General features: G+C 44.7%; 10 protein-coding genes. 5 read left to right on the top strand and 5 right to left on the bottom strand.

Going from position 1 to position 14,189, the window contains the following annotated elements:
- Positions 1-24: 24 nt before the first annotated feature.
- From BS614_RS18375 to BS614_RS18365, 3 genes are all read right to left on the bottom strand, one after another.
- Positions 25-2,010, bottom strand: coding sequence for a methyl-accepting chemotaxis protein (locus BS614_RS18375; RefSeq protein ID WP_074095030.1), 1,986 nt, complete (start codon positions 2,008-2,010; stop codon positions 25-27).
- Between the two features lie 243 nt (positions 2,011-2,253).
- Positions 2,254-3,780: a response regulator transcription factor gene (locus BS614_RS18370; RefSeq protein ID WP_074095029.1), complete on the bottom strand. Its 1,527-nt coding sequence runs from the start codon at positions 3,778-3,780 to the stop codon at positions 2,254-2,256.
- A 16-nt stretch (positions 3,781-3,796) separates the two neighbouring features.
- On the bottom strand, positions 3,797-5,560 hold the full coding sequence (locus tag BS614_RS18365; protein ID WP_074095028.1) for a sensor histidine kinase: 1,764 nt from the start codon (positions 5,558-5,560) through the stop codon (positions 3,797-3,799).
- 206 nt (positions 5,561-5,766) lie between these two features.
- On the opposite strand from BS614_RS18365, the gene BS614_RS18360 reads away from it, so the two are divergent.
- From BS614_RS18360 to BS614_RS18350, 3 genes are all read left to right on the top strand, one after another.
- Positions 5,767-7,080: an ABC transporter substrate-binding protein gene (locus BS614_RS18360; protein WP_074095027.1), complete on the top strand. Its 1,314-nt coding sequence runs from the start codon at positions 5,767-5,769 to the stop codon at positions 7,078-7,080.
- Positions 7,081-7,148: 68 nt separating this feature from the next.
- Positions 7,149-8,021 carry a carbohydrate ABC transporter permease gene (locus tag BS614_RS18355; RefSeq protein ID WP_062834362.1) on the top strand — a complete coding sequence of 291 codons (873 nt, stop codon included), beginning with the start codon at positions 7,149-7,151 and terminating at the stop codon, positions 8,019-8,021.
- Between the two features lies 1 nt (position 8,022).
- Positions 8,023-8,853 carry a carbohydrate ABC transporter permease gene (locus BS614_RS18350; protein WP_017688542.1) on the top strand — a complete coding sequence of 277 codons (831 nt, stop codon included), beginning with the start codon at positions 8,023-8,025 and terminating at the stop codon, positions 8,851-8,853.
- A 117-nt stretch (positions 8,854-8,970) separates the two neighbouring features.
- On the opposite strand, the gene BS614_RS18345 is transcribed toward BS614_RS18350, so the two are convergent.
- Both BS614_RS18345 and helD read right to left on the bottom strand, forming a co-directional pair.
- A complete protein-coding gene (locus BS614_RS18345; RefSeq protein WP_074095026.1) occupies positions 8,971-9,675 on the bottom strand; it encodes an SDR family oxidoreductase in 705 nt (234 codons plus the stop codon).
- 221 nt (positions 9,676-9,896) lie between these two features.
- A complete protein-coding gene (gene helD, locus BS614_RS18340; protein WP_074095025.1) occupies positions 9,897-12,311 on the bottom strand; it encodes an RNA polymerase recycling motor HelD in 2,415 nt (804 codons plus the stop codon).
- A gap of 369 nt (positions 12,312-12,680) precedes the next feature.
- On the opposite strand from helD, the gene BS614_RS18335 reads away from it, so the two are divergent.
- On the top strand, positions 12,681-12,998 hold the full coding sequence (locus BS614_RS18335; protein WP_074095024.1) for a winged helix-turn-helix transcriptional regulator: 318 nt from the start codon (positions 12,681-12,683) through the stop codon (positions 12,996-12,998).
- Positions 12,999-13,144: 146 nt separating this feature from the next.
- On the top strand, positions 13,145-14,023 hold the full coding sequence (locus tag BS614_RS18330) for an SDR family oxidoreductase (RefSeq protein ID WP_074095023.1): 879 nt from the start codon (positions 13,145-13,147) through the stop codon (positions 14,021-14,023).
- The last annotated feature ends 166 nt before the right edge of the window (positions 14,024-14,189 follow it).

The following is a 14,189-nucleotide window of genomic DNA, read 5'->3' as shown; positions in this document are numbered from 1 at the left end:
TGTGCTTTAATTTCTTTAATTGGACTAGAGCTTAAACCGGCGAACCAATTCTTGCATGTTCTCAGCTGTTTTGGAGAGCTGTGCAGATGATGCCGATATCTCCTGCATTGCCGCCATTTGCTGTTGGGCTGCTGCTGAAGTTGTCTGAGCACTGTCAGCCGACACTTTAGAGATATGACTCATCGCGGCAACTGTAGCCGAAACTTCTTCCGTACTGGCTGACAACTGTTCGGAGACAGCGGAAATATCCTGAATTTGATCCACGATATGCGTTGTATATTGTTCAATGTTCGATATGGTTGCAGAAGCTTCTTGGCTAATCCGCATTCCTTCACCGACTTGATTGCGAACTTTATCATTCATAAGAGATGTGGATTTGGCAATCAAGTCGAGCATTTTGCCAATGGTAGCGCCAATGTCGTCCGCACTCTGTTTGGATTGCATCGATAACGTGCGCACCTCACCAGCAACGACAGCAAAACCTTTTCCGTGTTCTCCTGCTCTTGATGCTTCAATAGAGGCATTCAGTGATAGTAGGTTGGTTTGCCGAGAGATATCCGCAATCGCTTCATTCATTCGATTGGCTTCGGCAGACAGACTGGACAGCTCATTAATCAATGCCGAAGTTTCTTCAACAGCTCCGAGAATATGTTCCATTTGTTCTCCGACCTGATTTATCGTTTTCCCACCATTAGCAACAGCGCGCTCCGTCTCTTCAGCCGAATCCACAATCGCACTCGCAGATTCTGCAATTGTACTGATGCCTCTCGCCATCTCTTCTACGGCATTCGCGGTTTGTTCCGAATTCTCCGCCCCAACGATAGCTGATTCCGCAGTCTGTTGCATGGTTTCAGCCACATGTTGAACCGATTGGGTGGTTTGTTCTGTACTTTCCTGAATCATTTGGGAAGAGTGGCTCAACAACGATGATGTCTGATGAAGTTCAGCAACCACCGATTGAAGGGAACTGGTCATTTGATCAAAATCATTTGCCAATATACCAAATTCGTTTTCGGTTTTCAGATTCACCCGTTCAGACAGATTCCCTTCGCTTACGCTACGGGTGGCCTTTCGCAGTTTTTGCATAGGTACGATAAAAGATCGCAGAATGAAGAAAATAATTACAACGGCAATCAATACAGAGATAGCAATGACGGTTAGACTGGATACCATAATAGGCTTCGCAGCGGCAATAAAGTCTTCATGCCCCATCAGAGCAATGACATTCCAACCCGTCAAAGCATTAACACCGTTATAAACCTCCAGATCATACGCCAGATCCGTTCTAACAAATTGGGAAAATGCCATCGGTTCATCGGAACTTGAAGCCGTATTTGGATGGACTGGAATTCCCTCGATCAGTGCTCCGCCGAGCTCTCCTCCCCCACCCTTTACAATGGCACCAGACCAAGCTGCGATGGTTCGATTGGAGTCAACCACAATGAGGCTCCCATTACCTCCTACATCCACATAAGATATTTCGTTTGCTAATCGCTCCAGATCAAGTTTAATACTTGCTACACCTTGTTGATTTGAAAGAGCCTTTGAAATTTCTACATAAATCTTCCCGGATACCGGATCTGTCATAATACTCGAAAAAAAGAGTGATCCATTGTTACTCATACCATTGGTGTACCATGTTGTGCTGCGTGGATCATATGTTACATCTTCTATTGCTGGAGATGATATAACACCACCTTGGTCGCTGCCCACAGTGATGGCAAGAAGATCAGGATATGTATCAGCTAATTGGTCGATTCCTACTTGTACTGTTTCGTTGTTCGCCTGACTGGGAGTGGAGCCATACATACTGTCTATATAACTCAATAATGCTGCTTTTTCCCCTATCAGATTGTTAATATGCTGTCCTGTCATCGTTAATATGGTATTGATGGGCTCTGTCATTTTTTGTTGCACTTGATCTTTGGCACTATGATACGAGAAATAACCGATAAGTGCAGTGGGAATAATAAGCACCGCAAGGAAAGCTGCAATGAGTCTAGTACTCATTAATCGTAAACTGGCTCCTCCTTTCCTATAAAATGACCTTTTTTTCTTTTTCTTTTCCAAAGTGAATCTTCCTCTCTTTATCCATTTTTGGTAGAATCAATCGGCAAGTAAACGCAAAAAAACCCATATATATGCACACCCAAAGAGACTTTGAGCGTAAATATACATAGGTATTGCCTGAATGAATTCAGTAACAAGCCGTATTTGTTTAGTATTATAACATAAATAAAAAGGGTTTGTTAACTATGATTGGGTCTTTATACCAGACATCTGTTGTTTATAATCGGTAGGACTTAGTCCCGTATACTCTTTGAACACCTTCGAGAAATAGTGCTGATCGCTAAACGACAGCAAATCGGAAACTTCCTTAAACTTCATGTCCGGTTGACTTTCCATCAGTCTGCAGGCTTCCTGAATGCGAAGCTGGGTATAATACTGAACAAACGTAATTTGCGTTGCATTTTTGATCACTCTGCTGACATACGACGGGCTAACGTGAAACTTCATGGCAATGTCGTTGATAGACAATGGAGAGTATTTATTTAGTTTTACGTAATCGTCAATCTGTTCGAACAGGATCGCTTTACTTTTTCGAACGTGGGATTGCAGCATATCAAAGCACTGTCCCGTCCATTCCGTCAGTTCCCGACAAAAATCGGAATAGGACTGTGCATGGGCGAATTGTCTTGACCGAAGCTCCAGACCCAATCTCATGCCCGACCCCTGTTCCTCGTACAGATGAGCAAACGTGTCTACAATCAATCCAATAAACCGCTCCACCTCGGTCATATGTACATTTTCCTCTGCCCATCGATTCAGCAATTCAGATAACTTAAGAGCAAACCGTTCTTTCTGCCGAGCCTGTATCATCTGTACAAAAGCAGATTCCTGCACGGGATCCAGACAGCCTGTCTCTGATCTGGCCATCGACACCGGATTCCCGGTATCCAGCGCTAATCCTTGTTTCAACCGTTGCTGCTCAGACAAAATGGACGACATGCGGTGATAGAGCTCCGGCAGATTACCAGACTCAGCGAATAGAAGTTGTCCTCCAATGATCGCATCGATGTCATGCGCAACCAAATGCCGTCGCAACGATTCAAGACATTCATGTACGGAAGAGTACACCTCAAGTGCACTCTTGTTAACAAAAGCAACAAATTGATATGGGGTTTGACTGGTGTACACACGACAAGCATGGAATGTAAAAAAATCCTGCACTATACCCTCAAGATCCACCTGTACCCATCGTTCATGCCCTGTGGTAAAAGGCTGTTTGCTCATAATGATCAACATCTGGCTGAATAAAGGCGGAAACTCCTCCCCCTGTTTCGGCGTAGTCTCACATTGAGGATGAATGATTTCCTGCAAATCCAGCAGTTCCTTGGACATCTGTTGATCAAGTTGGTCAATTACCCGACCCATGACTTCTTCAAGCGCCTCTCGCTCGACAGGTTTTAACAAATAGTCAAACACTTGCAGGTTCAATGCTTTTCTTGTGTATTCAAAATCGCTGTACCCACTAATTAGAATGACCTTCAGATCCGGGTTGGCAAGCTTGGCTTGCTCAATCAGGGACAGGCCATCCATTTTTGGCATTCGAATATCTGTCAACAGCAGATCAATCGGTTCCTGCTTTAACGCTGCCAAGGCTTCCTCTCCATTCGTTGCCGTAGCCGCTACACGAATCGGGAAGTTGAGCGTTTCCAGGAGCATTTTAATATTACGTAATATCGGTTTGCTATCCTCAACGATCATAACGTTATACATTGCCTATGCCTCCTAGTTAGTAAAAATCCTTTGTCAGTGAGCCGATGATTTGAATTGTTGCTCCATGTTGCTCTTCCGCATGATTGTTAAATATATTAATGAAGAGCCTGTTGTTATACATTAGTTTGAGTCGATTGACGCTATTGATAATCCCCATGTTACCAAGGGCTGTTCCACCAACGGAAGTCTGGTTCATTCCAGAACCCGATGCCTGAATATTGGCTAAAATCTCCTGGATCTTATCCGGTGGAAAGCCCTCTCCATTATCTTTGATCTCCAAAGCCCATAATCCGTTATATTGCTTCACGGTAATCTGGATACGCCAAGGCGGCGTGGTGTTGGCAAAGGCATGTTCAATGCAGTTTTCCACAAACGGCTGAATGACCAACCGCGGCAACCGGATAGCGTTCGCCAGCTCGTCAGCACAGATGTCCCACTCCAGATCCTCTTCGTACTTTTGTTGTACAAGGGACAGATAATGTCTCGTATGTTGAAGCTCCTCAGCCAAAGTCACATGCGCGTATGGTGAAGAGACAATATAACGCAGACTGTCCGAAAGATGTTTGCACATATCCGATACAACTTTGGTCTTTCCCTCTTGGGAGGCAATACTGATCAGGTATAGAACATTATGAATAAAATGAGGTGCAATCTGGGCTTGCAGCGCCGAATTACGCGCCTTTACTTCTTCATGAAGCGCCGATTTTTCCCGGTCAATGGATTGCTGCAGCCTCTCCATCAGATCCTGAAAGGCTTCATTCAGCAATAAGAGATCGTTATTCTTCGGCGTTTCATCCACTTTCAGATTCATATTGCTGTAGTTCATGCGCCAGATCTGACCGCGTAGCTTGCGGATAGGCAGCAGCAGGTTACGTGTCGACAAGAAGATATACACAAACGAAACCAGCATCAGTGCTGTAATCAGCAGAATGGACATCGTCTGAACCGAATGGATCGAGCCAAGAACAGATTTTTTGGGCGTTATGATATACGTGATCCAGCCTGTACTGGGTGAAGTGGAATGCGTGATATAATTGTCGTCTTTGTCCACATCCAGTCCCTCGTCTGATGCAGGCTTTGTCCAATTGGTAAATGTCGCACCCTCTTCCGAGCCCGTCATCTGCTCCCCTTGTTCATTCAGAATATAGACATCGCCAGCGGTAATGCCCTCCGTTAGGTTCTGTATATAGGCCTGTTCCATCTGGATGCTAAGATAACCGTACACCTTGCCGTTCTGATCATTGATCGTGCGCACAAAGGAGATCGTATCGCCTTGACGCAGCAGAACAAAACCACTTTCCGTCCAATCTCGTCCGACCTGACTACTCTCCATCATGGTGTTCAGGATTGCGGGAGGATTGCCCGAACCCAAATATGATGTCAGGAGAACCCCGTGATTGTCGTAGATGGACATGTCCTTAATATTCATACTCGGCCCGATGGCCTGAAACATAATGTCTTTGATGATCCGAATCTGTTTCAGCCTTTCATAATTACTATGCGCTGAGGAGCTCTTGTCCATGGCTGCAAATATATTTTTGCTGGATAATATTCGCTGTGACATCTGGTTCTGTTGTTCTACGTAGAGATCAACTTGCTCTCTTACCTTCGTAGCTGTAACGAGCGTATCCTGCTCTGTTTTCAGTTTGAGCGGTCGGACAACGATCACATTCACATACACGATAAAACAGCCCAGCACAAACAAAAGCAGAGCCAGAAACGTCAAAAACACCTTCGTCTGCAAACTGAATTGAGTTGCCTTATGTATGAGCTTTGCCATTCTTAGAGGTGCCCTCCTGTTCTGACATGATGTGAAATCCCTTACATTCATGTCTACTCTATCACGGTATTTCATGAAATGATAGCGATTTCAAGTTCAGAATTTTACACATCAATGTTCAAGCACAGACATGTACCGGCGAGGGAAAAGACTCTATAATCGGACTTGTAAACGGATTCACTACACGTTTTAGAGGGGGATTTGCATTGAAAACAATAAAAAGAAAAAAGGCGATTTCCATTATTCTGGCCAGTTTATTATCGGTCTCGTTAACGGCTTGTGGATCAGGAGGTACGGATTCCGGCACAGCTGCTGGCGGGGACAGCAAGAGTGGCAAAGTTACATTGGAGCTGGCCATCTCTAAAAGTTCTCAGGACTCTGCCTTCATCCAGCAGGACATTCTTGATGCATTCGAAAAACAAACGAACATTCGCGTTAATTTGCAGCTGATTCCAGCGGAACAAACGACAACTGTACTGCAAACCAAACTGGCTGTAGATGAAACGCCTGATATTATTCAGTACAATCTGGCGAGCGCAGTCACAGACCTGAACCTTGAACGTAACTTCGAGATTCTGGATAACGAGCCTTGGGCAAGCAGAATTGTGAACAAAGACGTCCTCTCTTCTGGTGGCCATCTCTACAGCTTCCATGTCAGCCAAGATACGGGGATGCAAGGGGTCGTTTATAACAAACAAATCTTTGAAGAACTCGGGTTGTCGCTTCCAACCAACTACGAAGAATTCCTGGCGATCTGTGAAAAAATCAAAGCAAGTGGCATTACACCTGTATTCATGCCTTACAAAGATGCCTGGGCTGCCAACATCTGGCCTGCTGCAGCTTTTGCCGATTTTGTAGCTAAAAATGAACCGACTTTTTTTGATGAGTTGAACAGCAACAAGAAAAAATGGTCTGATATCCCGGAATTCAAAACATTCCTGGAGCAACAATACGAGATTTACACCAAAGGGTATACCAACACGGATGTGCTTAGTGACAGCTATGACATGGCCGTAGGTAAATTCCTGAACAAGGAAGTTGCCATGATGTTTATGGGCGATTGGTTAATTGAAGGCGTTGCCGAGCAAGATCCAAATATGGAACTGGGCGTATTCCCGATTCCATCGTTGGATAATGCCAGTCTGGGCGCAAGTCCACTGGGCGGACAACTGTTCATTCCGAAGAAATCCAAACATCTGGATGAAGCCAAACAGTTCCTAGACTATATCGCTTCCAAGGATGTCGCACAACAGATCGTCGATTCCAAAGGATATGTATCCAATTTCAGTGACGTCACAACACCGGAATTGCCAGCTTACAAGCAGGATATTGTAGACAACTATATTACGCCGAAGAAAACCGTGCTGACAACGGATGCTTATATGCTGGTTGATCGCAGCGAACTGTACCGATTGTTGCAGGATCAATTTGCAGGTGGATTGTCACCGGAAGAAGTACTGAAATCCTGGGATGAGAAGTTCAGTCAGCTGATGCAGGATAAAGGTGTAGAAGGTTTCTAAAGAGTGAAATATAAGGCAGCATAACAGGATCGACCGTTATGCTGCCTAGTTATAACGGAGTGTGAGACATGAAAAGGACTAAAAATCTGTACTCGTATTACATGATATTTCCCGCACTGATTATCTACTCCATCTTTTTCGTTGTGCCTGCTCTCGCCGCTTTCTATTATTCATTCACGGATTGGCGGCTGGATCGGCTGGAGCTGAAGTTCATCGGGTGGGATAATTTCGAGAAAATTTTCTCGGACAAAACGCTTATTCTGGCGCTGAAAAACACGGCAATATTTGCGATTGTCACCGTCGTTGGCAAAAATGTCATCGGCCTATTGCTGGCCGTAGGACTTAACATGCGACTAAGAACAAAGAACCTGCTACGCGCGATCTTCTACTCCCCTTCTATTCTCAGCATCCTTGTGATCAGCATTCTGTTCACTCCCATGTTGCGTACCGAAGGTACAATCAACAATTTGTTGGAATCCGTAGGATTACATTCGTTAAGCCAAGCTTGGCTTACTAACCCATCGATTGTGATCTGGACGATTGCCATCGTCTCGATCTGGCAGAGTGCCGGGTTCCAGATGGCCATCTATCTGGCGGGCCTGCAGTCCATTTCTCAAGAGTATTACGAGGCAGCCAAGATTGATGGCGCAAGTTCGTGGAGAAGTTTTTTCAAGATCACACTACCACTCTTGCTGCCCGCGATTAACATTAACCTGATGCTGACATTGATCGGTGGACTCAAAGTATTCTCCGAAGTATATGTCATGACCGGTGGTGGCCCGGGTAACGCTTCCCAGGTCGTAGGTACGATCATTCTGCGATCTTTCGGCGAAGGCAACTGGGGACTTGGTACCGCGGTCAACACACTTCTGTTCGTGGTCGTTACCATTATTGCTATACCGCTATTGATCTTCATGCGGCGTAAGGAGGTTACGGAATAACATGGGCTATACACGCAAACTCGCCATCCGCAACTATATCGTGGAAGGTTTCCTGATTCTGGCCTCTCTTATCGTTCTGTTGCCGCTTGTCATTCTGATCTTTGGTTCATTCAAAACCAGTGCCGAAGTGCTTAGCTTCTCCCTGAGTTTTCCGGAAACATGGCAGTTCTCGAACTATGTTCGTGTCTTCCAGGAAGGCGGTCTGTCGCGAGCGTTCTTCAACAGCATTTTGATTACTGGCGTATCTTCCATCATTAATATCGTTGCCTCTTCGGCAGCGGCATTCATTCTGGCACGTCGGGAAACCAAACTATCCGGCACGATCTACATGTATTTCTTCATGGGACTGATTGCGCCAATGTCGATTATTACGACCATACGTGTTGTACAGGGATTGGGATTCTACGGCAGCATCACAAGTGTCATCCTGATCTACGCCGCGTTAAATACGGCTTTCAGTGTATTCTTGTATAGTGGATTTATCAAAACCATTCCACGAGCGCTGGACGAAGTGGCATTTCTGGAAGGAGCAAGTGTGTTCGGGGTGTTCTTCCGCATCGTCACACCGCTCATCCTGCCCGTTAACGCAACGGTAGCGATCATGGTGTTCATGTCCGTCTGGAATGACATCACGATTCCGGTGTACTTCCTGACAGACAGCTCCACATGGACGATGCCACTATCGATCTACAATTTCTACGGCAAATACAGCCGGGACTGGAACCTAATCTTCGCCAATCTTGTGCTCACTTCGCTGCCTGTATTCATCCTGTATCTATTTGGGCAAAAGTATATTGTCAGCGGCCTTACTGCCGGTGCAGTTAAAGGTTAAACCTTATATTCTCACGGTTCTCAAGGCATAGAATTGGAGTATTCATGACGTACTCAACCCCCACCATAACTGGTGGGGGTTGTTTTATTTATAGCGTGAAAATGCATCTACACTTCTCTATTTTTGAAACAATTGCGGGTAAAGGGCAGCAACACCACCAGCAAGACCCTGTTGTACATTCCGACTGGTATCATCAGCAATAATCTCGTAGAGATCCGCTTCGATGGAATCTATTGCAATTTTGGCAATATCCGTTGGGTTCGTTTTTGGTGCGTCGATACCTGCAGTCATATCCGTATCCATGAACGCCACGTGCAATCCGGCAACACTAACGTTCTTAGGGGCTAATTCCAGACGTAATGCATTCGTAATTCCCCACTGAGCGGATTTTGCAGCTGAATATGCACCTGAGTTACCAAGGCTGAGCCAGGATAGAGCGGACAGGATATTCAGTATCGAACCGCCCCCATTCTTCTCTATTACCGGTGCAAACGCACGAATCATTGAATGCGTACCGAATACATGTGTATTGAACTCCAAGTGAATATCGTTCAGCTCACCTGTGAGCAGAGAAGCACCCGTAGCGGAACCAGCATTATTAATTAGAAGGGTTACATCACTAGCTACCTCAGCTGCAGCCATGACAGATTGTGGATCCGTAATATCGAGTTGCAGTGGAATTGCCCCCGGCAGATCAATGGATTCAGGGTTTCGCGCGCCAGCATACACTTTGGTTCCCCTCGCCAGCAGTTCAAGAGCAAGTTCCTTGCCCAACCCTCGATTAGCCCCACTTACAATAGCAACTTGTTTGGAAATATTCATTTATTATTACTCCCTCTCATTGAGAATTTATTCATTTTCGAGTTGTTATGGGAATGATCTTTCTCATAATCTCTAATAACAATCTATCACATCGGGAACGATCAGTAAAGAATAACTTTTATGATTCATGTCTTTATAAAAAGAAGATGCCCGATAACATTTGAAAAAAGGCTCCGAGCATCTTTCTTTGGTCCTTCATTGAGAACGGATTTACATATGGATTATGATTTTATGTCATATAGATACGCAGGTAATGCCTGCACAAACGGTGACCAGTCACTCACTGTATATAGATGAAGTCGGTGCATGGCTCGTGTGCAGGCCGTATACAGAAGCTTGCGATCATATTCCTGGCTGTAAGCAACGGGTGAAGCATCATAGACCAGGACAGCATCGAACTCAACTCCTTTGGCGAGATACACAGGAATAACCATGATTCCTTTTTCGAAAATCTGTGTGTCCTTTGTTATGAGCTGCAACCCTTCGCCGCCTTGACTTTGCAACCTTTCATAGGCGTCACGGCTTTCAGCCGCGGTCTTTGTAATCACAGCGATGGAATCAAACCCCTCCGCCTTAAGCGCGGCGATGTCTGCGAGAATCTGCGCACCACGCATCTTTTCGTCCTTCAATCCTGTTAAAAGAGGCTTCTGATCTCCCCTTTCAAACGGTCTAATCTCTTCTCCCCCTGGTAACATCTGTCTCGTGAATTCAACAATCTCTTTGGTTGAACGATAACTGCGTACGAGCCGTATCAAAGTAGTTTCGCCTTCTCCATATAGGTGAACCAGTGGCGAGTTGGATGCTGCCAAATCCGTAGCCTGCATAAAGATCGCTTGCCCGAAATCCCCCAGCACCGTCATGCGGGAACGAGGAAACAGTTTCTTGAGATATTCGTATTGAAACGCCGAATAATCCTGGCCTTCATCGACAAAGACATAACGAATCTCTGTGTTCGTCCGGACGCCTTCGATCATCTCTTTTACATATAAATACGGAGTAGCATCCTCATGGAACAGCTTGTTCTGAAGGATCATTGCCTTGGTCTGTTTACAAATCTCAGGCCAGTGCTGTGGGGGGATTGCCCCATTCGTTTGTTCCCGATAAGCGGTCTCATCTACAAATAGTTGTTCGTATATCCCTTTCACATCCACGAACTGAAATTTCCGCACACTCTTTCTTAAAGGTTTAAACATGTCTTTCACCAATTTCTGACGAAGCAACTCCTCTTCCCGCACTCCAAAGTTAAAGGCACCCTCATCTTGCACTGCCTTGTTATTTCCGTTCTCACGGGCTGCATATTTTTCCGCCACATCAAACACAGGCTTTTCTTTGTGCAACATGCGGAAAGCTTCCACATACTCATCCGTGTCCAGATAATTCAACTCCTCCAGAACCCAGTCTGCTTCCCGTTCCAGACGTTCCAGCGAAACAAGTTCTCTCAGCAGCCATTCCTGCAAAAGAAGTATACGGTTGGACAAGGTAAGATTCTGATCCAAACTGTAAAATTGGGTCTTGATTTGATCTGAAGTGATGAATTCACGTCCCCGAAATTGAATGCCGTTGAACCGCATGCCCTCTCTTCCTAACCACTTAGCGTAGTTTTGGAGCACTTGCAGGAATGTCTCGGAAGCTTTGTACTTGATCGCCTCCAGACGAGCTTCATATCCCGGATCATTCTGAGCTGTCAGCACATATTCAATCTGATCAAAGGCATCCTCTGGTCGGATGGAGGAATCCAGCCAATAATTCAGATATTCCTGAAAAGTGGTCTGCTGCATGTTCTCTTCACCAAGTTCCGGGAGTACGGTGGAAGTATAACTGGTAAACATCGGATTCGGCGAGAAAAGTACAATCTGATCTGCTTTAACTGTCTGGCGGTGTTTATATAGTAAGTAAGCGACTCGCTGTAACGCAGCCGACGTCTTGCCACTGCCAGCTGCCCCCTGAACGATAAGCATTCGGCTTCGGTCATCACGGATGATGGCGTTTTGTTCCTTCTGGATAGTTGCTACAATACTCTTCATTTGTGAGTCTGCACCCTTGGCGAGCACTTGCTGCAACAATTCGTCACCAATCGTCTCAGTTGAATCAAACATGCTATGAAGTTGCCCATGTTGAATCTGGAATTGACGCTTGAGCTCCATCTTTCCTTCGATTCGTCCTGAAGGTGTGTCATAACTTGCTGGCCCGGGAGAGTGATCATAGTACAGACTCGCAATTGGCGTACGCCAGTCATAGATTAGAAAGTTCAAACCATCTTCATCCATGAAGGATGATACGCCGATGTAGATCTGTTCAGTCAATGTCATGCCTTTTTCCTTATAGTCGAAACGGCCAAAATACGGCGTTGGAAGCAGTCTCTTTGTATTTTTCCATTGTTGTGTTAACAGCTTGTGCCCGCGCTCCCTCTCCGCCAACACTCTCGACTGCTGATTAATGGTATAGAATGCATCTTCAAAATCCGTGTACGAACCGGTATTAATCGTCACTTCTTCCCAGAACCGTTTACGAATTTCGGCAACCTGTTCATGCATTCCGGCAACCTTCGGTTCTAACTCGTCGAGTCGTGCCTGAAGCTTGTTCCTCACCTGCACTAGTCTTTCCTCTTCCAACTTCCATTCCACTGTTTTATCCATGAATGAGTCCACTCCCTTTTCCATTTATTAGGGCCAAAAAAAAGAGCATTGACAAATCGGAATGTCGGATGTAAAATTAAATTAGGAGAAATAATGATTCATCCTTTAAATTCAATATAAATGTCAATTGCGCTATAGATTATATCATGGCTTTTTTTCACGTTCAATGCTTTTTTTCGTTCTGTCTGAGTTGAACAATAATTTATATTATATAAGGTGTCCCTCGAGCTACACTAGGGGCATCTTTTTTTGTGTCCTGGGCATGGTTCATATCCTGAATGCGCTGTAAGCTATACACCCCTTTATAAATTCGATAAAATGAACGAAACATGAAACATGAGTTGATGTTTTTGGGAGGGATACATAAACATGAATATAGAATCTGTGGAGGACCGTTGTCCTGTTGAGTTTGCAGTCAATATGATTGGTGGGAAATGGAAGTTATTAATTATAAATCGGCTCATCCGCCATTCAACAATTCGATTCAATGAATTACAGAAAATGCTGGACCCCATTACGCATCGCACATTAACCAGGCAATTACGAGAACTTGAAGAAGCTGGTTTGATAAACCGTGTTACCCACCCTGTAGTTCCGCCTAAAGTCGAATATTCCCTTACAGAAAAAGGACAAAGCCTGACTTCGATCTTGTTTCAGCTAGGTGATTGGGGATCGAAACATATGTAAAACGCCTTCCCATAGTATCCTAAGGGATACTCTATATCATTAATGTGCGTACTTACGCTCCTATTCTAAATCCGTTATGCTGAGGTCATTGTTGAGTGTTAACTCATTCATTCCAATCACATATTGAAAGGAAGTTATTGACCACTATGACACAGAATGATCGATTTTTAGTATATGGGGCATCGGGCTCCCAAGGCGGCGCTGTCGCTCAATTACTCGTTCAACACGGTTGTGAGGTTCGCACGATTACTCGAAATGAGGCAACAGCCAACACACTGAAGGAACAAAACATTGAAGCTTTCATCGGGGATCTATCAGATGTGGAACAGCTCCATACGGCGCATGAAGGTGTAAGTAAAGTCTTCCTGAACCTGCCGGTGGAGTTCAATCCGGATAAGATCAGACAATATACTAAAAATGCAATTGATGCTGCTATACAGGCAAACGTTAAATTGATTGTAGTTAACACAGGTACCTATGTTCCTGACCCTATCACCCATTCCAAAGGAATTGAATTGAAACGTGAAGTTATCCACGAATTGCAGCAAAGTGGTCTTCCATATATCATTGTGGAACCCATTGTATACTTGGAAAACTTCCTGATTCCCGGAATACTGAACAATGGCGTTTTGGCCTACCCGGTACCAGCAGACAAGCCGATCTCCTGGATTAGCTTAAACGATGCAGCTCAATTCCACTATTATGCCTTGACTCATTCGGAATTGGCAGGAAGCATTATCCCAGCACCCGGATTAGAAGCCCTGACAGGTACACAATTAGCGGAACAATTCAGTGCTGTATTAGGTGAAAAGATCAGCTTCATGTCTCTTCCTTTTGATCATTTTGAAGCAGCGATTCAGCCTTTGTTGGGAAGTGAGACAGCAGCAGGTCTTAAAGGATTGTACCAATGGATTGATGGGCATACAGATCTTCTTCCACGGTATGAAGAGTTAGATGATAATATCAAAGCCAATCTTAAATTAACCAAAATAAGCGATTGGATTCATCAAACAATGATTAAATAATATTTTATGAACAAGCCCTTTGAATCTCCAACCAGAGAAACGAATGGCTTGTTCTTTTTATATGAGAACTTTAATAGACTCAACTGATTCAAATTCAGAGATTCTGATAGGAATAGGCAAAACTTTGATAGAAATGTGGTACAGGTTGTTCCCTTCGTTATGACAT

This window comes from Paenibacillus xylanexedens, assembly GCF_001908275.1.
GTDB lineage: Bacteria > Bacillota > Bacilli > Paenibacillales > Paenibacillaceae > Paenibacillus > Paenibacillus xylanexedens_A.
This window is presented reverse-complemented; position numbering and strand designations above follow the sequence as displayed.